The organism is Mesorhizobium sp. RSR380A, assembly GCF_054719385.1.
On the sequence record NZ_JBTTIB010000001.1, the window covers coordinates 1,829,472 to 1,848,906 of the forward strand.

Sequence of the window (19,435 nt, forward strand, 5' to 3'; positions counted from 1 at the left end):
CTTGGATCACTTGGTTCCCATCGCTCGGGATCTCGACCCGCTGCGTACGGGAACCGGACCCTAAAAGGGTCGTAGCCTCGACTCGTCTTCCATCTACAAACGTGCGATCATCCGCGCATGGGCAAACCCTTGGTCCTTGTCGTCGACGACGAAGCCTTGATAGCACTGGATATGGAGTCCACTCTTTCGGAGGCGGGCTTTGCCGTGGCATTGGCGGCGACATGTTCCCAGGCGAAACGTTTTCTTGCGGACCATACCCCCGCCGCAGCGATCCTGGACGTCAGGCTGTCGGACGGCGAGGCTGTTGACGCGGCAAAAACCTTGGCAGGGCGGGCGGTTCCTTTCATCGTCTATTCCGGCCTGGGGCTCGAGGAAACCCCCGAAGCGTTCTCGTCTGGCGTAAGAGTGATGAAACCCGCCGGACCTGCAGAGGTGGTCCGGGCTCTCAAAGCGATGACCGCCGGGCAGCAGAAGGCGACGGGATAGCCGTGCTCTGAGCACCTTTGGTCTAAATTAGCCAGGCGCTGCCGGAGCAGCTGCCGCGCCTCACGGAGCAGCGAATTGCGGCCGGTGCCGATCAGGCGAACAAGGTCGCGCCCGTGATCCTCGGTGATGCCGGTCTCCCTGGCAATTGACAGCACCAGTGCTTCTTCCCTTCCACATTCTTAGGGTCGTGCCTTGCCTGTGCTGATCATGCCTTCTCCATCGGCTCAACGCCAAGATCTGCGAGAGACTCATTCCTCGACGCACGGTCAACCTCTTTGTGCCGCGTTTGAGCGGCGGAGATAGCGGCTCAATTTGCATTACCCGGATCCATCCTGGCACAGCCAAGAGGCCGGTCCGTTCGCACGATAATGCGCCCCGCGCAGGGACGGCGCCAGCATGGGCCAGATCGACCAGGCAGATTGAGCAGTCCTATGTCTCTCCGAACTCGGTTTCGTTTCTTGACGTCGGGTGCCGCTCATAGTCAACGGGCGGCGGCAGGAGCACGACTTCGGTCTCCTTGCGGCCGAACTCCCTGCCGATCTGGAACGCTGCATAGATCGCGCCAAGGCGGATAAGGAATCTAAGCATGGGGGGTCTCCTTCGATGTTAGGAACCGCAAGGCCGCGAGATTGTTCCATGGCTTGCGAGTGGGGGACGATCTTGCCGTCTCACCAGGCATTCCAGCGCCGGCGCGGCAATCTGAGACATGGCGGTGCGGCTAGGCTGTTGCGGCCGTTGCCTGGGCCGGGATCCGTTTTCGAGGGGCCGGACGGCGTCGATCGCGGCGTTTCGAAACGACTTTGAGGGGAACGGCCGGCGCTGGAGAAAGTGCGCCAAGCACAGCGTTGACCATGCCGTGCGCTACGAAATCGGCGCTGATGTCGGCGGCCAAAGCTTGCCTTTCTTGCCCGACATCGCCCTGCTCCGCGTCTGACCAGAACACAATCCCAATTCTCAAACCTGCCTTGGCGCGCTTCAGTCTCCGGACCAGAAAGCGGGCATGCTTGAGCGAATCCCGGTTCAGGAAACCGACCACGACGGTGTCGATCGCCTCTAGTTCGAGACGACGAATACCTGCCGGCTCCATATCGACAAAACTGGCCTTCGCCACCGTCGCACCTTGCACCTCCAGCACCTGAGCGAGCATGGCGGCAGCGGCATCGTCGAGTTCGCCGCGACCGCCGGCACAAAGCACCGACATGTCCTTGCCGTCGGGCAGCTCGATCTCTTCCTCTTCGACGCCATCTGTTTCCCTGATCGCGCTCCCTTCCGCGGTGGTTGCCGGCGCGTCTTCCTCGCTTGCCTCTTCCTGTGCATCGTCGGCAAGATTTGCCACAAGAATTTGGGCGCTCGCCGCCACCTGCCTTCGCTGTTGATCGCCCATCACGCCACGCATGCGGTCCTGCTCGCCCAACAGGAGAGCAGGAATGGCGACAGTGTCGTAGAAATCGATCAGGTACTTCTCCTCGAGGATCTCCTCGGCATGGTCAGTGGCCTCGTCGGGATCGCCGGCCAGGAGCCGTTGATAGAGCCGGGCGTGAGCTTCAAGGACGGGCTCGTTGCCAAACAGGACGTCGAGAAATTCGAACTGCGGAACATGTCGCCCGAGGACGACGAGGCAAACTGTCAGCGGCGTCGAAAGGACCAGGCCGAGCGGCCCCCACAACCATGTCCAGAAAATTGCCGCAACGATGATTGCCAAAGGAGAAAGTCCCGTGCGCGAGCCATAGAGCCACGGTTCGATGACGTTGCCGGTTACCAATTCCATGACGACAAACAGTGCGGCGGTCCACAGCACCAGCGACCAGCCGGGCGCAACCGCCAAGGCCAGAAACAAGGGCAGCAGCATGCCGATAACAGGGCCGATATAGGGAACGAAGCGCAGCGCCAGTGCCAGCAACCCCCACAGCAGCGCGTTGGGAATGCCGAGCACCCAAAGGCCAATTGCGATTGGTATCGCGTAGACGATGTTGACCACCAATTGCATGATCAGATAACGGCCAACCCGTTTGCCGGCATCCTGCAATGCCTGCGTTGTGCGATGGAGGTCGCCATAGCCGACGAGGCGGATAAACCGGTCGCGCAGATCCTCGCGCTCAAGCAACATGAAGATGACGACGATGATGATCAGGCCAGCTGATGCCAGCGGGCTGATCAACGGTCCGATGATGTTCTGCAATACCTCCAGAGGTCTCTCGCGGGCGACGATCTCGACGGGAACAGGCTCGCGCCGGGGCTTGTCGGCCGCAGGCGGCGCCACATCCTGCTTGTCGATCTCCTGACCGACACGCTCGATCACCCCGCTCAGCCTGGCAATTATGCCGCCACCAACGCCCGTCTCCTTGAGGGAACGCACCTTGGTCAGAATGTTTGTCTGGTAGACGGAAATGTTCTGAGCAAGCTCGCTTACCTGGGTCGCAACAATGAAGCTGAACAGGCCCAGGGCCGCGAATGCGCCAATCACGCTCAGAAGCACTGCGGGCAGCCGAGGCAAGCCGACACGCTTCAGTGCGGAGACCATCGGCACCAGAGCAAAGGTCAAAAGCAGCGCGATGGCAATGGGAAGGAACACCTCACGACCGAAATACAGCGCAGCTACTGTCGTGACGATGGTTGCCACGGTAGGCAGAGCTGTGCGCGGATGGGCATTGCCTGCCGCAAGAATCCGTCCTAGCCCCCGCTCGGACGATGAGATGTCGTTTCGACGATTGGCAGCCACGTGATTCCCCCCGTTTCCTAGCGATAGTTAGACCCATTCGCCTGCCGGGCAATGTTTAGCAGGGCCGAATACATACGTTTTGCGGTTTTGCGCCCTGGGCGCTGTGCTCTGACGGTTCAGTCGATATCGTCGGAGCCGCAAATCTGTGGTAAAGCCGCCGCCCAACCAACCAAAGGACGACATCTGTGAGCGAACCGACTGTGGCCGAAGCGACCGAAAGTATCTATGCCTCGCTGCGGGCGGACAATGCCGACATCGACGCCCATATCGCGACGCTCAAGGCTGCGCTGACACGAGAGGGCGCAAAACAGGCGGTGTTCGATCCGGCAAAATTGGCGCAGAACAACCGCTCGGGCCGTAAGTTGATGCAGGCTTATTTTCGCCAGCGCGGCGTGAGCGTGAGGTTTTCGGACCAGTAGCGCGCTGCAGCTTGGGGAACGGCGTCCCAACGGACGGTCCGTATCTCGCCCGCTCCGCCCTGCGGTGGACTTTCGTCAATCCTAGGCGAATGCCCGCATTGCCCTGCCCAGGTCGGTGTCGCCCCCTGCCCCTGCAGCTCTTGACGGAAACCGGTGCCTCCTGTTTGAGGTGGACCAGGACGTTTGCTGCATGGGGAGATGGGCAAGGTGGGCAAACAGTGAAGCGCGTTCTTCAGATGCTTGCCGCGGCGATCATCGCGTCCGGGGCGACCGGCTGCACGACCATTTCCTACTACGCGCAGTCGTTGCAGGGTCACGCGCAGATCATGGCCGCCCGCAAAAATATTGGAAAACTCATCCGTGATCCTTCGACGCCTGAGGCATTGCGCGCCAAATTGACGTCGGCCAGCGCCATAAGACGGTTTGCGACAGATGAACTGGCACTGCCCGAAAACAACAGCTATCGCAGCTATGTCGACATCCATCGCGACGCCGTGACCTGGGCCGTTTTTGCCGCGCCGCAATTCTCGCTGGCGCCACGAACATGGTGCTTTCCGGTTTTCGGCTGCGTTCCATACCGGGGTTACTTCTCCCGGAAATCCGCGACTGAGAACGCAGTCGAACTTCAAAGGCAGGGCCTGGACGTCTATGTCTCGGGCGTCACCGCCTATTCCACGCTTGGCTGGTCCAGTGACCCGCTGCTGAGCACCATGCTGCGTCAGGACGACACCTATCTCGCCAGCCTTGTTTTTCATGAGCTGGCGCATCAGCGCCTCTATGTGGATGGCGATTCCGCATTCAACGAGGCGTTCGCCGTTGCCGTCGAAACCAGCGGCGTCAGGAAATGGCTCCGCGCCGCCGGCGACCGGGCCGGATTGCGCCGCTACGAAGCCGATCGCAAGCGCAGCGCCGATTTTCTTGGACTGGTGGCGAAGACGCGCGACGAGTTAAGGCAGGTCTATGGTAGTCCCCGCACCCCGGAAAAGATGGCGGCCGCCAAGGCAGCAACCATCGACCGGTTGCGGATGCGCTATCGGCGGATGCGCGACAGGCACTGGGCGGGATACCGGGGATACGACGCCTGGTTCGCTGCCCCGATCAACAACGCCAAGCTCGCCGCAACTTCTGTCTACGGTGAACAGGTTCCGGCCTTTCTTCGCTTGTTCGACCTGTGTTCCGGCGACTATCCGAGGTTTTACGCTTCTGTCCGGCGGATCGCGGATTTGCCCAAATCGTCCCGCGCCGAAGCGCTCAAGGCTGCCGACACGTGCAATTGACTTGAACAAGCACAGGCAGGTCCTGACGATCACCCCAGCGACAGTTCCTTCGTCTGGTGTCTCAAAACGAGGCCGACCGCGCCCAGCAAGGCATCGTTCTCGGTGTGCCTGCCAACGATGATGCGCGTGCGCAGCGCGGGAGCGACATCCCGGGACTTGATCAGCGTGTGGCGTTCATAGGACGCGATCAGCGGCGTCAGCAGAATGTCGCCTGCCAGGGCCATGTGGCCGCCGATGATGATAAGCGGCGGGTTGAGCACTGAGCCGATGAGGCCGAGACCCCGACCGGCGATCTCGGCGGTATCCTCGATCATCCGCAACGCCCTGACGTCGCCCTGCTCGGCCATGGCGATGACATCGTCCATGGTGACTTGCCGCCCAACGACACGCGAAATCTGTTCCAGCGGCCGGGTAAAACTCGCGTAGAGCTCCAGGCAGCCGCGATTGCCGCAGCGGCAAAGGTCGCCGCCGGGATCGATGCTGATGTGCCCGAATTCGCCGGCGCCGCCGGCGACGCCCGTCACCAGCCGGCCATGCTGGACAATGGCCCCGCCGACACCCAGATCGATCTTGAACAGCACGAAATCGTCCTGGCCGACGGCCGCACCCCACATCAGCTCGGCAATGGCCGCGCAGTTGCTCTCGTTGTCGGCGAAGATCGGCTGTTCCAGAACGGGGCCGAACACATCTCGTATGTTGACGCCGGCCCATGTTGGAACCATGCTGGCGCGCAGCACCACTCCATCGCGGCTGACAGGACCGGAGACGGAGACACCAACCCCCAGGAGCCCCGCCACCGGCAGACCGTTTTCCCTGTAAGATTGGGCAATTGCCGATTTGACCGCCTGGGCCGCCTGTTGCGGCTGGTAGTCCAGCGCCATTGGAATATTTTGTTCGGCAATGACGGAATGCGAGACATCGGCGACGATGAGCCGTATCTGCTGAAGAGCCAGGTGAATGCCGACGCAGGTGCCCGCTGTCGGATTGAGCGTCACCGCCGCGGCTGGCCTGCCGATGCCTCTGATGCCGTCGCGGCTGGTCGGGGCTTCGATCACCATTCCAGACTTTTTCAAGCCGTTAAGCGCGGTTGACACCGTCGAGCGCGCCAGACCGGTGGCGCGTGCGATCTGCAACGCGGAGAGTGCGCCGCGCTCGCTCAGGCAGCGCACGATCATGCTCTCCGGCGACGCGGAGGGTCTGTCGATCAGCCAGGTTCTAAGCGAAGGTTTTGTCATGGCTCAACATAAACATCGTTGACTGATAGCTCCAATATGTCATCTTGGAAAGAACTCGAGATTGACGCATCTCGCTGGCGGCGGCTTCAAACCGCGGCCATAAGCGGTCGAGACGAACCGTGCAACACGATATGGGAGTGAAACGATGAAGTCCGTCATGACCGCGCTTGCGGCCGCTGCTGCGTGCACATTTTTCGCCGGAACAGCCTTCGCCGAGCCCAAGACCAACCTTTTGCACCAATGGGCGACCGGATCGGACGCCCAGGCGATCGCCAAGCTCGGCGAGATGTTCACCGCCAAGGGCGGCAAATGGGAACAGACCTCGATCGCCGGCCACACCGCCAATACGCTGGCCAAGCTGCGCGCCGACGTGATCGCCGGCAATGCCCCGCCTGCCGTGCAGCTCAAGGGCCCTGAGATCGCCGAATGGAACGAGACCGGCATGACCGCCGATCTCGACGAGTTGGCGGCCTCGGAAGGGTGGGAGAAAGTGGTGGCGCCGGAATTGCTTCCGGTGATGAAGCCGACCGGCAAATGGGTCGCCGCGCCCATGAACATCCACCGCATCAACTGGCTCTGGGCCTCGCCCAAGGTCATGCAGGCGGCCGGCGTGGCGGAAATGCCGAAGACCTGGGCCGAGTTCAATGCGGCCTGCGACAAGATCGTCGCCACAGGCAAGATCTGCATCTCGCATTCGACCGCCGACTGGACGGATTCGACGGTGTTCGAGGTCGTGCTCTACGGCCAGGACATCGATCTCTACCGCAAGGCCTTCGTCGAAGGCGATGTCGAGTCCATGCGCAGCCCGGGGATGGTCAAGGCCTTCACGCAGATGCGCCTGATGACGAGCAAATACATGGATCCGGGCATGGTCGGCCGCGACTGGGATTCGATGTCGGCGCTGGTCGGCAAGGGCGACGCGGCGTTCCACATCATGGGCGACTGGACGATCGGCCTTTTGACCGCCGCCGGCTTCAAGGAAGGCACCGACTATGTCTGCGCCCAGGCGCCGACCGATTGGGGCAAACCCGGCTTCATCCTCAACTCGGACTCGGTCGTGTTCTTCAAGCAGAAGGACCAGGATTACATCGACGGCCAGAAGCTGCTGGCCAGCCTGATCCTGTCGCCCGACTTCCAGACGGTCTTCAACCAGGCCAAGGGCTCGATCCCCGCACGCCTGGATATCGATCTGTCGAAGGGCTTCAATCCGTGCCAGCAGCTCTCGCAGAAGGATCTGCAGGCTTCGATCAAGGAGGGCACGCTGGTCCGCTCGATGGCGCACAACATGACCATCCCGCAGAAGATGCGCGGCGCGATCATGGACTCCATTACCGAGTTCGTGGCGACGCCGGACATGTCGCCCGAGGATGGCGCCAATGCGATGGCCGACGCGGCGGAAGCACAGAAATAGACGAGAATGGCCGGGCGCCATCCGCACCCGGCCGTCCGCCATCCCGGTCCCGCGCTCCGCCAGTCCTGTGCTCTGCCAATCTCCGTGCTCTGAATGTCAAATCACGACCTGATCCTGTCGGTCCCGACGCCCGCCCGCCCCTGGCGCGAGCGGCTGGGCTCCGCGATGCCCTTGCTGGTGCTCGGCCCCTCTCTCGTGGCGAGCTTCGTCTACGTCTTCGTGTTCACCGGCTGGACGCTCTATATCTCGCTGTCCAACTCCTCGCTGCTGCCGACCTACGGCTTCGTCGGCCTCGAGAACTACGCGTCGCTGTGGGCGAACCGGCGCTGGAACATCGCCTACAACAACCTGTTTTTCTTCAGCGCTTTCTACATCGTCGGCTCGATGGCGGTGGGACTGCTGCTGGCGATCCTGATCGACCAGCGCGTGCGCGGCGAAGCGGCCTGGCGCACGATCTTCCTCTATCCGCTGGCCGTCTCCTTCATCGTCACCGGCACGGTCTGGAGCTGGCTCTACAATCCGACCGACGGCATCCAGGCCATGGTGCGCGGTTTCGGCTGGGCGAGCTTCAGTTTCGCACTCGCCAGCGACCGGCACTATGCGATCTACGCGGTGATCATCACCGGTGTCTGGCAGGCCTCGGGCTTTGCCATGGCGCTGTTCCTGGCCGGCCTGCGCTCGGTGGATCAGGACCTCGTCAAGGCCGCGCAGATCGACGGCGCATCGACGTTCCGCATTTATCGCAAGGTGCTTCTGCCAACCATTGCGCCGATCTTCCTGGCGGTCGCCGTCATCCAGATCCAGTTCGCCATCAAGACCTTCGACCTCGTGGCGGCCCTGACCAAAGGCGGCCCGGGGATCTCGACCACCTTCCCCGCCATCTACGTCTATGACCTGATGTTCCAACGCGGCCAGATCGGCGAAGGTGCGGCCGCCGCCATCATGATGCTTGCCGCTGTTGCCGTGGTGCTGGTGCCCTATTCATTCTGGGTGGTCTGGCGCCGGCGCAAGGAAGCCGGCCATGGCTGACGTCTCCCTGGACCAGTCGCTCGACCGTCGCGCTGCCGCAGTCGCGTCGCGCCGGCATTTTCTCACCCGCTTCGCCATCTATGGGCTGCTGGTCGTCTTCGCGGCGATCTACCTGGTCCCGTTGCTGGTGGTGGTGCTGAATTCATTCCGCGACCAGCAGGAGATCGCGCGCAACGGGTTGATCTCGCTGCCGCGCAGCTTCCGCCTCGATGCCTGGGGCCAGGCCTGGAGCACCTATTGCATCGGCGGCACCTGCGAGGGCATGCAGCGCAACTTCTACAACTCCCTGAAGATGACGATCCCGGCCACGATCATCTCGACGGCGGTCGGCGCGATGAACGGTTACATCCTGTCGAAATGGCGCTTCAGAGGTTCGGAAGCTTTGTTCACCTGCATGCTGCTCGGCGTCTTCATTCCGGGCCAGATTTCGTTGATGCCGTGGGCGTTCATCCTCGGCAATCTCGGCCTCAGCAATTCGGTCTACGGGCTCGTCCTCATCCACGTTATCCAGGGCATTTCGTTCACCACTTTGTTTTGCCGCAACTACTACGTCAGCATCCCCGACGACCTGATCAAGGCGGCGCGCATCGACGGCGCCGGCTTCTGGCGCATCTTCCGCAAGATCATTCTGCCGCTCTCCTCGCCGATCCTGATCGTCACGGTGATCTGGCAGTTCACCGGCATCTGGAACGAATATCTGTTCGGCGTCGTCTTCACCTCCGGGCAGCAACAGCCGATCACGGCAGCGCTCGTCGCGCTGACGGCAAGCGGCACCAATGTGCGCGCCTACGATGTCATGAGCGCCGCCGTGCTGATCGGCGCGCTGCCGCCGCTGCTGATCTATCTCTTCGGCGGCAAGTATTTCGTTCGTGGCCTGACCCAAGGGGCGATCAAGTGAGGCGCCGTCAAGTGAGGCGCGATCCAGTGAGCGGAGCCTGTCTCCTGTCGCCGATCGTCCCGTCCGCCAAGAAGGGCATCGCATGTCGACATTGACCATCCGATCGCTGCGCAAGAACTTCGGCGCGGCCGAGGTGCTGAAGGGCATCGATCTCGAAGCGCGGAACGGCGAGTTCATCGCGCTGGTCGGACCGTCCGGCTGCGGCAAGTCCACTCTGCTAGCGATGATCGCCGGGCTCGAATCTGTTACCTCCGGCGAGATCCGCATCGACGGAAGGCTGGTCAATTCGGTGCCGCCGAAGGACCGCGACATCGCCATGGTGTTCCAGTCCTACGCGCTCTACCCGACGATGACGGTGCGCGAGAACATCACCTTCGGCATGGAAAGCCGCCGCGTCCCGAAGCCGCAGCAGGACGAGGCCGTCAGTCGAGTTGCTGCCTTCCTGCAGATCGAACCGCTGCTTGGCCGCAAGCCCGGACAGCTCTCGGGCGGCCAGCGCCAGCGCGTCGCCATGGGCCGGGCGCTCGTGCGTGATCCCAAACTGTTCCTGTTCGACGAGCCGCTTTCCAATCTCGATGCCAAGCTGCGGGTCGACATGCGCACCGAAATCAAGAAGCTGCATCACCGCGTCGGCAAGACCACGGTTTACGTCACCCACGACCAGGTCGAGGCGATGACGCTGGCGTCGCGCATCGCCGTGATGCATCAGGGCGAGGTCCAGCAATTCGACGATCCGGCCACGATCTACAACCGTCCGGCCAACATGTTCGTCGCCGGCTTCATGGGCTCGCCGGCGATGAATTTTTTGGCCGCGGAACTGAGCCAGGAAGGCGGTCGCGCCACTGTTGTGTTGCAGACCGCCGACGGCAAGACGGCCAGCCTGCCGATGGTCCAGGCGCTCCCATCCGACACGCCGCGACAGCTCGTGCTCGGCATCCGTCCCGAGCATATCTACCGCTTCGATCCCGACCTTGCGCGCCGCAAGCCGGGCATCGCGCAGATCAATGCAGTGGTCGAACTGGTCGAGCCGACAGGCGCGGAGACCATGGCCGTCCTGCGCCTGGGCGGCAAGGAGATCACCGGCCGTTTCGACCCCGACGGCACGCCGCTTATGGGCGAGACGGTGACGCTCGGCATCGACATGGCGCGGGCGTGCCTGTTCGACCCGACGACCCAACGCCTGATCTGACCCGATCTGACCGAAGCTTGATCTGAAAAGAGTTCCGCCTTGTCCTTCGCCACCTATCCGAGCCTGTCCGAGCGTGTCGTGCTGATCACCGGCGGTGCGTCGGGCATCGGCGCCGACACGGTCCGCGCCTTCGCCGCCAATGGCGCACGAGTGGCGTTTCTTGATCTGCAGCAGGAGGCCGGCGAGCAGCTTGCCCGCGACCTCGCCGCCACGGCAGCGCATCCGCCCCTGTTCCTGCGCTGCGACGTGACCGATATCCCTGCGCTGCAGGCCGCGATCGGCACGGTGCGCGACCGCCTAGGGCCTGTCGCGGTGCTGGTCAACAACGCCGCCGATGACAATCGCCTCTCCGTCGCCGACGTGACGCAGGAATATTGGGACCACGCCCAGGATGTGAACCTCAGGCACCACTTCTTTGCCGCTCAGGCCGTGCATCCGCACATGAAGGAAGTGGGCTTTGGTTCGATCGTCAATTTTTCCTCGATCGCCTGGCGTTTCGGCGCGTCAGAGATGGCGCCCTATGCGGCGGCCAAGGCTGCGGTGGTCGGGCTGACCTTCGCGCTGGCGCGGGCGTTTGGCCCCGACAACATCCGCGTCAACGCCATCGAGCCGGGCGCCGTCATCACCGACCGGCAGCGGGAGCTTTGGTACAAGACCCAAGGTTCGGTCGACCAGGTCGTGCAGCGCCAGGTGATCCGCAAGGTTCTGCTCGGCGAGGAGATCGCGCGCACGGTGCTGTTCCTCGCCGCCGACGACAGCCGCATGATCACCAAGCAGTCGATCACCGTGGATGCCGGCCTGAGATGACCACACCTGACTCAAAGGATCGCTTCATGCTCGAGGTCGGCCTGAACCCCTACGGCCTGACCTATCATCTCGGCCTCCAGGGCCGCGGCACGCCACGCGCCAATCCTAGACCTGCGGGGCTCGAAGGTTTCATCGCGCTCGCGACCGATCTCGGCGCGCGCGTGCTGGAGATCTGGGTGCCATGGCTGAGCGAGCTTTCCGACGACGCGGTGATCGCGCTGCGCGAACGGCTCGCCGGCCTTGGCATCACGCCGGTCGTCAGCGGCGGCCTGCTGGTGGGCGAACCGCTCGACGATGCGTTTCGGGCCGCGCGCCTGCTCAAGGCCAAAATCATCCGGACGGCGCTGACGCCGGTTCTCTGCGGCGACCGCAACGCCGCCGGCGCAAAATGGAGCGAGTACGTCGGCATCATTCGGGGGCGATTGGTGGAATGGGGTCCCCGCGCGAATACCGAAGGGTATGTCCTTGCGATCGAAAACCACCAGGACTTTACCAGCCGGGAACTCGTCGATTTCTGCGCCCTCGGTGGTGACAGTGTGGGCGTGACCTTCGACACCGGCAACACGTTCCCGGTCGGCGAAGCGCCGCTCGATTTTACGAAGGTGATCGCCCCCTATGTCCGCCATGTCCACCTCAAGGATTACCGCGTGCAGTTCACGACCGAAGGTTACCGGCTGATCCGCTGCGCTATCGGTGACGGTGCTGTGCCGTTCGCCGAGCTGTTTGCAATTCTTGCCCAGCACCATGATCGCCTGACCGCCGTCCTCGAACCGGGCGCATTGGAGGCGCGGCATGTCCGCTATCTCAGCGACGACTGGTGGCGCGGCTATCCCCCGAAGACGGCACGCGAATTTGCCGCCTGCCTGGCGGCCGCGCAGCGCAACCGGCTGCCCGACGATGCCGACTACCGCACGCCTTGGGAGCGCGAAGCCGACGTCTCACTGGTTTCCTATGAGCTCGACATGATCCGGCGCAGCGCCGCCAACATGCGCAAATTTGGTTTGATGGAGAATATCCGATGACGGCACGTGAACTCGATGGATTGACCGCCTTCGTAACCGGCTCCGGCCGCGGCCTCGGCCGCGTGATGGCCGAGCGCCTGGCGGAACTCGGCGCCAATGTCGCGATCCACGACATGGACGAAACGGCGCCGGCCAAATACGGCGAGTTCGCCAATCTCGGCGAAGTGGTCGAGCGCCTGAAGCGGCATGGGACGAAGGTCACGTCGGTGACCGGCAACATTGGCGACCAGAAGGCGGTGGCCGAGATGAAGCGCAGGATCGAGGCCGATCTCGGCGACGTCCATGTGCTGGTCAATTGCGCTGGCGGCGACATCGGCGCCAAGGGCGGCAAGCCGAACCCGAACAACGCCCTCGACATCGAACTGGACGACATCCGCGTGCTCACCGAGAACAATCTGATCGGCACGATGCTGGTCTGCCAGGCCTTCGTGCCGCCGATGAAGCAGCGCGGCGGCGGCTCCGTCATCAACATCGCCTCCGCGGCGGCACATCTCGGCTGCTCGCCCGAGGTCGTTTACTCCACCTTGAAGGCCGCGGTCGTGCATTACACGCGCTGTCTCGCCAAGGAACTGATCGACGACGGCGTGCGCATCAATGCGGTCAGCCCAGGCGCCACGAAGACGGCACGTTTCCAGGCGACCCGCGTGGTCGATCCCGAGCGCATGGACTCGAGCAGGAAATCGCTGAACCGCTATGCCGAGCCCGAAGAGATCGCCGAGGCGGTGGCGTTTCTGGCTGGCCCGCGGGCGCGGTTTATCAATGGGCAGGTGCTCCGCGTCGATGGCGGGTTTACGATCTTTCCGGGGTGATGGGGCGGGCCTCGAATTTCAATTTCGGGGCCGAAAGCGGAAGGTCCGTTGTCGGGATTCCTGGGTCAAATTGCCCCCTCACGCCTCGAGCTTTTCGCAGCGTCAAAACGGCTGTGGAGGGATTGGCAGGCTATACCGCTGACGAAGCGCACATGTGACCCACCGAGGATAAGTAACCCCGCTTGGTCACGCGGGCGCTGCCGACCGGTTGGTCGAAACTGGCGCTGGTACTCGCTATTCACGAAATTGCCGATCACCCTGACGAGGTCCACTAAGCAATGGTGAACGTCATTTCTGAAGTCGCAAGCAACTCGGCCGCCCTACTCCATTGAGGTCAGCCATGCCTTCGCGGAGCCGACGCAATCTCTGCTGGAGCCTGCATGCTTCTTCAGGCGCAAGCGCTGTGTCTCAGTGCGGCATGAATCCTTTTCTCAGCCAAGCCAATATCTTGCTCCCATTGAGGACCCTGCGGACACGTCCGGCGGCCCAGCCAGCCTGCATGGTGGCGCCGGTGTGGCAACTGCAGACGATCTCATGCAACTGCCAATCGGAGAGTTCGAAGAAGCGTCTGGCTTCCCCGTAGGTATCCGATTGCATGCCCGATGCACGCAGCAGTGGATCGTCAAAGGCGACACTGATCGCCGATCCGACCGCGCGCGCTTCTCCGCGGACAGAGGGATGCAGATGCTCAGTCCCGGTGAGAGCCACAAGGGAGCGCGTCGGATTTCGATAGAGCAGTTCCGCCCACCGCTCTATCCGTTGCGTCCTTGTAGCCAGCAGAGCCGGCGATAGTGGACTGATGTCCGCGACTGACTGGAGTTGATCGAGTGTCTGGTGCTTCATGACTGCCTCCTGTTGGTCGTTCCAATCCCAAGGCCTTTGCTGCAGGATTGGCTCACACGCTAAGCCGCCTCGTAAAGGAGCGGCGGCCGATCAGGTGTTGCCACCAATCGCCCACAGGCACCACGCGGCGGCATCTGCAGCGACCCCAACTGCATTCCTTCGCCAATGTTCCAGCGGGATGAAAAAAACTGTGCGGCCGGCCGACCCGACGGACCCGGCTGGCGCACGCAGGATCCTGAACTGCTGGACGATGATGACGCAGGCCTGGAAAGGCGGCTAGGTTGGACCTTGCTTTTCAGGCTTGACCATGATGTTTCACTACCCGCTCGGTCATCGCGGGAAGGCCAGGAGCAGAGCCGCTGGCGGCAACGATGAGTTGCGGACGGGGTCGGGCGGTGGAGGACGACGCCCTTGGGCCGCCAGGTCACTGAAGGACCAACCGAAGCGGCGCTTCGGGCGAGGAACGGCGGCAAGGCCTCTTTGACCGGCATGGGGCGCATTGCTGACCGGCAGATTTTCGGCCGACAGCAGACCCTCTGCTGCTTGGGTACCCAGCACGCAAGCTGACATGTGAGACCTCGGTGCGAAGGCAGGGACCAGACCCACTGCGAGCGTACGTGTTGGTTCGCATGTTGGCGCTGAAGCGCCTTATCGTTCAGCCTCGCGGCACATAGATCATATGAACCGTATCGTCATCGATCAATGTGCTCGACACCAGTTGCAGCGGAGGCCTTGCCTCGTGGAAGAAAGGCTTGCCCTTGCCGAGCACGAACGGCCTCACGTGCAGGTGATATTCCTCGATCAGGCCCAGCCCGGTCATAAGACCGGCCAGTTCCGGACCGGAAACGCTCAGGATACCCTCCGTGCGGGCCGCGATCTCGCGAATCTGCGTTTCAATATCGCCGGAGATGAGGGTGGCGTTCGGGCCGACCCGTGAAAGTGTGCGCGAAACGACCCATTTGGGCAGCTTGCGCCAGAGTGTCGCGAACTGGCGAAGCGAAGCATCCCATTCCGCGCGATCATCGTCCCAATAGCGCATGACCTCGTACATCCGGCGGCCATACACAGCGCCGGCATGGTTGCGAATCGTCTCGATCCAGTACTCGAAGTGCTTCTGGCTTGGTGCGCCCATGACCAGATTTCCGGCAAGGTCATCGACATAGCCATCGATGGAAACGTTCATTCCCGAGATAAGTTTGGCCATAAGCAGCGCCTTCACATAAGTCGGCTCACGGATTAACCGCTTGTAATTTGCAAGCAGTCAGACGCTATAGCAACTGATTGCAAGTCGCAAGCAGCATGGAAGGAAGCGTTCGTTCCGCAAACGAGCCCTGCCTTGTCCCATCAACCCTGCATCCCGGCTATCGCCCTCTACGCCTGCCTTCCCGAATCAAGCTGCACCCCAAGTCGCTCGTTCCGTCTCCACCGCACCACGGCGCGATAGCTGGTATGATCGACAGGCACGTGAAGGACGAAACGGTCGGGGATTGCGATATCGGCCTTCACCCGCAGCTCCGCACCGTGAGCGTGCTGGTTGCAAACCAGACAATTGATACTGGCGTCGCCAACGCGGATTGTCGCTTCCTTCAGAACAAGATCACGGATATGCGACCGTCGCTCTATCGGTGGGTCAGCCGGCATTGCCTTATCCCTCTGATTTGACGACCTGAAACTCTTCTGAACCCGGAATGAAAAGCGCACTACCGGCCCAGCGGTTGCCTCGAAAGACTGACGAGCTCGGCTTCGTCGACCACGCCGGCCATATAGTTCGCGATAATCCGGGATGCGATGGCGTCGCGTGCTTCGGGCGACTGACCGTCGCGCTTAAGCTGCTCGAATACACGGCCCAACAGCTCGAGTTCGGATGGCTGCAAAACGCCGGCCTCCGTGGCTTTGCGTCGAATGGGCATTTGTGATCCTCCACTGCGGTCAACAACATACGACCGCGGCAGGGAAACTCAACTCACCTGTCGAGGGCGCCGCGCAGGCGGCGCCGACCACAAATCCCGTTTACCCGAGCGGGGAGTTTTTCACTCAAAGCCACAGTGATCTGGCGTCCATACAAAGCCCGCCAGCAAAGCCGGCGGGCGCAATAGTCATAAGATACGCCGCTAGAACCAGCTTCGGTCGCGTTCGTGGCTTTGCCCGAGCAGCATGCCGATCAACAACCCGGCAATGCCGCCAAGCACGAAAGCGCTGCTGATGGTGCCGGGATTTTGCTGGACGGCTTCGGACACCGTCTGCGCCTGCGATCTCAGCTGCTGCGTTGCCCGTGCCGCGCGCTCGGTCGCGCTGCCATACCAGCCGCCGGCTTCGCCAACGGCATCTTCTGCGCGCTCGGCAAGCGTCCGGTTGATCTTGCTGATCTCGCGCTTCAGCGATGCGACCTGCTTCTCCAGGGCCTCCTGGGCATCTCGGGCGGAAATCTTCGGGGTGTCCTTCGGGGTGTCCTTCGGGGTGTCGTTCTCGGCCATGGCTGTTCCTTTCGTTGAGGCAGGGGGAACGGCCAACGGACAAGGATGGTTCCGCTGCCTGCCGTCACGGTCATTCGCCGGGCCGGCCGCCAACTTTGGGAACACTCTCCCGATCCAACGGTTGTGGCTGATGGAGGGCACGCATTTGTCGAATCGATCGAGCCATACTGAAACGCTGCGGACGGTCTCCGACCTGCTCCACCGCGCCCGCCGTGTCATTCGCGACGGCGGCCATGCGGCGGCGATGTTCGAAATAGACACGCTGCTGCAGGTCGCACAAACAGAGGTTGCGCGCCGCCTCGAACGCAACGATCGCTGAACCTCGATAGGCCACCGCGGGCGGTGTTCATTTGCGGGCGGCGAAGGCCTCGTTTCCCTTTGCGATGGACTTGCAAGGCGCCCATCGAGCGGGTCGCCGTCCGCGCCACGCGTCGACATCGCAAAGGCGCAAAAGCCGAGGATGAGGGGCCATCATCGCGGCATCGGCCCTCCCGGTTATAACGCTTGGGCGGCGGAACAAAGCTTGGCCGCACTGGTTAGGCTCACAGCACGATGTGTGCCCCAACGAGGATCTCTGTCCATGAAAACACGTGTTCTTCTAGCTTCGCTGGCCACCGCCACAGCCATGGTCTTCGCCCTGCCCGCCTTCGCCGCCGACAGTGCTCAGGACTTTGTCGACAAGGCTGCCATCGGCGGCCTGTTCGAAGTGGACTCCAGCAAGATCGCAGAAGGCAAGGCCCAGGATCAAGGCGTCAAGGATTTCGCCAAGAAGATGATCGACGATCACGGCGCCGCCAACGCCAAGCTTGCGACCATCGCCGGCGAACAGAAGCTGAAAGTGCCGACGGAGCTGGACGCCAAGCACAAGGCCGATCTGGAGGCTCTGCAGAATGCCAACGATGCCGTCGACAAGCCCTATGTCCAGATGCAGCGCGATGCGCATTCGGAGGCGGTCACGCTGTTCGAGAGCTATGCCAAGGACGGCGACAACGCGCAGTTGAAGACCTTCGCCTCCGAGACCTTGCCGACGCTCAAAATGCATCAGGAAATGGTCGAGAAGATCGCTTCCACCGACAATGCATCGTCGACCACCAGCTCCACCACCCCGGCCGTGAGCACGACCGAAACCACCAATCCGGCCGCCCCGGTCCCGGGTGCCAACAGCTTCACCGAGGATCAGGCGAAGAGCCGCATTCAGGATGCCGGCTTCTCCGGCGTGTCCAAGCTGACCAAAGACGACCAGGGCATCTGGCGCGGTCAGGCCACCAAGGATGGCAAGACCACGACCGTGGCGCTCGATTATCAGGGCAACGTCGTTGCCGGCGCCAACTGAACCTCTGAACCAGATCGAGGAGATCAAGACCATGAAAACCGTAACAGGACTTTTCGACAACTACGATGATGCCTCCGATGCCGTCGGCGAACTGGAGGCAATCGGCGTGCCGCAGGCCGACATCAGCATCGTCGCCAACAATTCGGACGACTGGTACGACGATGGCGACACCTCCAACGCCGCCGAGGATGCAGCCGGCGGCGCCGGTCTCGGAGCCGTCATTGGCGGCGCCGGCGGGCTTCTGACAGGGCTCGGCATCATGGCCATTCCGGGCGTCGGTCCGGTCGTGGCCGCAGGATGGCTGGCCGCCACCGCGGTCGGCGCCGTTGGCGGCGCGGTCGTCGGTGGCGCTGCCGGCGGCATCGTCGGGGCGCTGACCGAGTTAGGCGTCCCCGAAAGGGATGCGCATGTCTATGCGGAGGGCGTTCGCCGCGGTGGCACGATGGTGACCGCCAGGGTCAGTGACGAACTCGCCGACGAGGCCGAGCGTATTCTTGGCGAATCCAACTCGGTCGATCTGCAAGACCGCCGACGCGCCTATGAAGCCGGTGGCTGGACCGGCTTCGATGCCAATGCCGACCCCTACACCGACATCGAGGCCGAGCGCGACAAAACGCGCAACGCCAGCCCACTCTGATCATCGAGCCCCGTCGCCGCACGGCGGCGGGGCCGAAGGTGCTGTCGGCGCAGCAAGCGGCGTTCAAATTCGGCCATAAGGGGCGGTTCTCTTCGGACCTGCCCCTTTTCGCTGTTGCCTTGGCTTGACCGGCTCTTGCCGTGTTAGCATCGAGCCAGCGAAACCAGCCCCAGGAAGGCATGAGCCCGTCCCCGCAACTGATTGCCGAATGGCCGTTGTCGCCGTCAGCGACACTCGGGTCCGCCGTGCGCTCCAAGGGGATCGAACGTGAAGTCAGAGCCCGCCTGCCATGGGCAGTCAGGAAGCACGTCAAGGCCGAGACGGGGCGCATCGCATTGCGAATGTCGAGATCCGAAGCGGAAGCGTTCAAGGCCGCCTCTGCCAGTATCTCCAAAACACTGGAGGGAGTGGAGGCGCTGCCTGTGCTTCCACGCGAGGTCGAGGATATCCTTACGATCTCTTCGCGCGAGCGCCACAAATGGCTCAAGGACGGTCGGCTGCAAAGCACCGGCACACGCACGGTCAAGATGCGTGGGCGATCAAAGTCTGTCACCTTCCACGTTTTCGACCCACGCCACATCGAGGACGTCCTGGACCGCGATCTGGCAACCGTGTGGAGAGAGCAGGATGTCCAGGAAGTCGCCGAGAACAGGCGGCGCGGCGCGGGCAAGGCCGCGTTGACGCGCGCGGGAAAGGGCACCGACCAGGCTCGCACTGCGAGGAAGGCCCGGGACACGGACGGCCCGGCGCCCGGATTGAAGGGCTGGGATGCGTTCGAGGACGAAGGCCTGCTGCGATAATGATGCTGGCGCTTGCCCTTGTATTTTGGGCGTGTGCGGGGCGAGCC

General features: G+C 62.7%; 22 protein-coding genes. 14 read left to right on the plus strand and 8 right to left on the minus strand.

Annotated elements, in window-relative coordinates; genetic code table 11:
- Positions 1-117 precede the first annotated feature (117 nt).
- Positions 118-486, plus strand: a complete 369-nt coding sequence (locus ACYG9Z_RS08805; protein ID WP_023671108.1) for a response regulator — start codon at positions 118-120, stop codon at positions 484-486.
- Positions 487-915: 429 nt separating this feature from the next.
- On the opposite strand, the gene ACYG9Z_RS08810 is transcribed toward ACYG9Z_RS08805, so the two are convergent.
- Positions 916-1,074, minus strand: a complete 159-nt coding sequence (locus tag ACYG9Z_RS08810) for a hypothetical protein (protein ID WP_023726519.1) — start codon at positions 1,072-1,074, stop codon at positions 916-918.
- Positions 1,075-1,204: 130 nt separating this feature from the next.
- Positions 1,205-3,205: an AI-2E family transporter gene (locus tag ACYG9Z_RS08815; protein ID WP_023726518.1), complete on the minus strand. Its 2,001-nt coding sequence runs from the start codon at positions 3,203-3,205 to the stop codon at positions 1,205-1,207.
- Positions 3,206-3,390: 185 nt separating this feature from the next.
- On the opposite strand from ACYG9Z_RS08815, the gene ACYG9Z_RS08820 reads away from it, so the two are divergent.
- Entirely contained in the window at positions 3,391-3,624 is a 234-nt protein-coding gene (locus ACYG9Z_RS08820; protein ID WP_023671105.1) for a hypothetical protein, read from the plus strand.
- Positions 3,625-3,860: 236 nt separating this feature from the next.
- Positions 3,861-4,901 carry an aminopeptidase gene (locus ACYG9Z_RS08825; RefSeq protein ID WP_031243990.1) on the plus strand — a complete coding sequence of 347 codons (1,041 nt, stop codon included), beginning with the start codon at positions 3,861-3,863 and terminating at the stop codon, positions 4,899-4,901.
- Between the two features lie 29 nt (positions 4,902-4,930).
- On the opposite strand, the gene ACYG9Z_RS08830 is transcribed toward ACYG9Z_RS08825, so the two are convergent.
- The gene (locus ACYG9Z_RS08830) at positions 4,931-6,136 is read right to left on the minus strand and encodes an ROK family transcriptional regulator (protein ID WP_023751363.1); all 1,206 of its coding nucleotides are present in this window, start codon (positions 6,134-6,136) and stop codon (positions 4,931-4,933) included.
- A 145-nt stretch (positions 6,137-6,281) separates the two neighbouring features.
- On the opposite strand from ACYG9Z_RS08830, the gene ACYG9Z_RS08835 reads away from it, so the two are divergent.
- The 7 genes from ACYG9Z_RS08835 to ACYG9Z_RS08865 all read left to right on the plus strand — a co-directional run bounded on the left by ACYG9Z_RS08835 (position 6,282) and on the right by ACYG9Z_RS08865 (position 13,301).
- Positions 6,282-7,547 (plus strand): ABC transporter substrate-binding protein, encoded by a 1,266-nt coding sequence (locus tag ACYG9Z_RS08835; RefSeq protein ID WP_023751364.1) that lies wholly within the window; start codon positions 6,282-6,284, stop codon positions 7,545-7,547.
- A gap of 93 nt (positions 7,548-7,640) precedes the next feature.
- Complete coding sequence (locus tag ACYG9Z_RS08840; protein WP_023671101.1) at positions 7,641-8,576, plus strand: carbohydrate ABC transporter permease; 936 nt, start codon at positions 7,641-7,643, stop codon at positions 8,574-8,576.
- Complete coding sequence (locus ACYG9Z_RS08845) at positions 8,569-9,474, plus strand: carbohydrate ABC transporter permease (protein ID WP_023671100.1); 906 nt, start codon at positions 8,569-8,571, stop codon at positions 9,472-9,474. Before ACYG9Z_RS08840 ends, ACYG9Z_RS08845 begins: the two co-directional genes overlap by 8 nt.
- Positions 9,475-9,556: 82 nt before the next feature.
- On the plus strand, positions 9,557-10,663 hold the full coding sequence (locus ACYG9Z_RS08850; protein WP_023751365.1) for an ABC transporter ATP-binding protein: 1,107 nt from the start codon (positions 9,557-9,559) through the stop codon (positions 10,661-10,663).
- 39 nt (positions 10,664-10,702) lie between these two features.
- A complete protein-coding gene (locus ACYG9Z_RS08855) occupies positions 10,703-11,470 on the plus strand; it encodes an SDR family NAD(P)-dependent oxidoreductase (RefSeq protein ID WP_023740891.1) in 768 nt (255 codons plus the stop codon).
- A gap of 26 nt (positions 11,471-11,496) precedes the next feature.
- Entirely contained in the window at positions 11,497-12,492 is a 996-nt protein-coding gene (locus ACYG9Z_RS08860) for a sugar phosphate isomerase/epimerase family protein (protein ID WP_023751366.1), read from the plus strand.
- Entirely contained in the window at positions 12,489-13,301 is an 813-nt protein-coding gene (locus tag ACYG9Z_RS08865) for an SDR family NAD(P)-dependent oxidoreductase (RefSeq protein WP_023751367.1), read from the plus strand. Before ACYG9Z_RS08860 ends, ACYG9Z_RS08865 begins: the two co-directional genes overlap by 4 nt.
- Before the next feature lie 408 nt (positions 13,302-13,709).
- On the opposite strand, the gene ACYG9Z_RS08870 is transcribed toward ACYG9Z_RS08865, so the two are convergent.
- From ACYG9Z_RS08870 to ACYG9Z_RS08890, 5 genes are all read right to left on the minus strand, one after another.
- Positions 13,710-14,144, minus strand: coding sequence for a hypothetical protein (locus tag ACYG9Z_RS08870; RefSeq protein WP_023671095.1), 435 nt, complete (start codon positions 14,142-14,144; stop codon positions 13,710-13,712).
- A gap of 655 nt (positions 14,145-14,799) precedes the next feature.
- Positions 14,800-15,348: a dihydrofolate reductase family protein gene (locus tag ACYG9Z_RS08875; protein ID WP_023683158.1), complete on the minus strand. Its 549-nt coding sequence runs from the start codon at positions 15,346-15,348 to the stop codon at positions 14,800-14,802.
- Between the two features lie 167 nt (positions 15,349-15,515).
- Positions 15,516-15,785, minus strand: coding sequence for a PilZ domain-containing protein (locus ACYG9Z_RS08880; RefSeq protein WP_023726509.1), 270 nt, complete (start codon positions 15,783-15,785; stop codon positions 15,516-15,518).
- Between the two features lie 59 nt (positions 15,786-15,844).
- Positions 15,845-16,054 carry a hypothetical protein gene (locus tag ACYG9Z_RS08885; RefSeq protein WP_023671091.1) on the minus strand — a complete coding sequence of 70 codons (210 nt, stop codon included), beginning with the start codon at positions 16,052-16,054 and terminating at the stop codon, positions 15,845-15,847.
- Positions 16,055-16,255: 201 nt separating this feature from the next.
- Positions 16,256-16,618, minus strand: coding sequence for a hypothetical protein (locus tag ACYG9Z_RS08890; protein ID WP_023683156.1), 363 nt, complete (start codon positions 16,616-16,618; stop codon positions 16,256-16,258).
- Between ACYG9Z_RS08890 and ACYG9Z_RS08895 the strand changes: the two genes are divergently transcribed.
- The 4 genes from ACYG9Z_RS08895 (at position 16,617) to ACYG9Z_RS08910 (ending at position 19,388) form a co-directional block, all read left to right on the plus strand.
- Complete coding sequence (locus ACYG9Z_RS08895; RefSeq protein WP_156931485.1) at positions 16,617-16,937, plus strand: hypothetical protein; 321 nt, start codon at positions 16,617-16,619, stop codon at positions 16,935-16,937. The two genes, ACYG9Z_RS08890 and ACYG9Z_RS08895, sit on opposite strands and share 2 nt — an antisense overlap.
- Positions 16,938-17,198: 261 nt before the next feature.
- On the plus strand, positions 17,199-17,951 hold the full coding sequence (locus tag ACYG9Z_RS08900) for a DUF4142 domain-containing protein (RefSeq protein ID WP_023683154.1): 753 nt from the start codon (positions 17,199-17,201) through the stop codon (positions 17,949-17,951).
- 31 nt (positions 17,952-17,982) lie between these two features.
- Entirely contained in the window at positions 17,983-18,588 is a 606-nt protein-coding gene (locus tag ACYG9Z_RS08905) for a general stress protein (RefSeq protein WP_460223154.1), read from the plus strand.
- 179 nt (positions 18,589-18,767) lie between these two features.
- Positions 18,768-19,388, plus strand: coding sequence for a hypothetical protein (locus ACYG9Z_RS08910; protein ID WP_023714076.1), 621 nt, complete (start codon positions 18,768-18,770; stop codon positions 19,386-19,388).
- Positions 19,389-19,435: the final 47 nt, after the last annotated feature.

Coding starts and splice junctions, on each gene's coding strand:
- ACYG9Z_RS08805 (WP_023671108.1), top strand. CDS start 118: ATGGGCAAACCCTTGGTCCTTGTCGTCGACGACGAAGCCTTGATAGCA.
- ACYG9Z_RS08885 (WP_023671091.1), bottom strand. CDS start 16,054: ATGCCCATTCGACGCAAAGCCACGGAGGCCGGCGTTTTGCAGCCATCC.
- ACYG9Z_RS08900 (WP_023683154.1), top strand. CDS start 17,199: ATGAAAACACGTGTTCTTCTAGCTTCGCTGGCCACCGCCACAGCCATG.
- ACYG9Z_RS08910 (WP_023714076.1), top strand. CDS start 18,768: ATGAGCCCGTCCCCGCAACTGATTGCCGAATGGCCGTTGTCGCCGTCA.
- ACYG9Z_RS08845 (WP_023671100.1), top strand. CDS start 8,569: ATGGCTGACGTCTCCCTGGACCAGTCGCTCGACCGTCGCGCTGCCGCA.
- ACYG9Z_RS08840 (WP_023671101.1), top strand. CDS start 7,641: ATGTCAAATCACGACCTGATCCTGTCGGTCCCGACGCCCGCCCGCCCC.
- ACYG9Z_RS08890 (WP_023683156.1), bottom strand. CDS start 16,618: ATGGCCGAGAACGACACCCCGAAGGACACCCCGAAGGACACCCCGAAG.
- ACYG9Z_RS08895 (WP_156931485.1), top strand. CDS start 16,617: ATGGCTGTTCCTTTCGTTGAGGCAGGGGGAACGGCCAACGGACAAGGA.
- ACYG9Z_RS08850 (WP_023751365.1), top strand. CDS start 9,557: ATGTCGACATTGACCATCCGATCGCTGCGCAAGAACTTCGGCGCGGCC.
- ACYG9Z_RS08825 (WP_031243990.1), top strand. CDS start 3,861: ATGCTTGCCGCGGCGATCATCGCGTCCGGGGCGACCGGCTGCACGACC.
- ACYG9Z_RS08860 (WP_023751366.1), top strand. CDS start 11,497: ATGCTCGAGGTCGGCCTGAACCCCTACGGCCTGACCTATCATCTCGGC.
- ACYG9Z_RS08810 (WP_023726519.1), bottom strand. CDS start 1,074: ATGCTTAGATTCCTTATCCGCCTTGGCGCGATCTATGCAGCGTTCCAG.
- ACYG9Z_RS08880 (WP_023726509.1), bottom strand. CDS start 15,785: ATGCCGGCTGACCCACCGATAGAGCGACGGTCGCATATCCGTGATCTT.
- ACYG9Z_RS08875 (WP_023683158.1), bottom strand. CDS start 15,348: ATGGCCAAACTTATCTCGGGAATGAACGTTTCCATCGATGGCTATGTC.
- ACYG9Z_RS08835 (WP_023751364.1), top strand. CDS start 6,282: ATGAAGTCCGTCATGACCGCGCTTGCGGCCGCTGCTGCGTGCACATTT.
- ACYG9Z_RS08830 (WP_023751363.1), bottom strand. CDS start 6,136: ATGACAAAACCTTCGCTTAGAACCTGGCTGATCGACAGACCCTCCGCG.
- ACYG9Z_RS08865 (WP_023751367.1), top strand. CDS start 12,489: ATGACGGCACGTGAACTCGATGGATTGACCGCCTTCGTAACCGGCTCC.
- ACYG9Z_RS08870 (WP_023671095.1), bottom strand. CDS start 14,144: ATGAAGCACCAGACACTCGATCAACTCCAGTCAGTCGCGGACATCAGT.
- ACYG9Z_RS08905 (WP_460223154.1), top strand. CDS start 17,983: ATGAAAACCGTAACAGGACTTTTCGACAACTACGATGATGCCTCCGAT.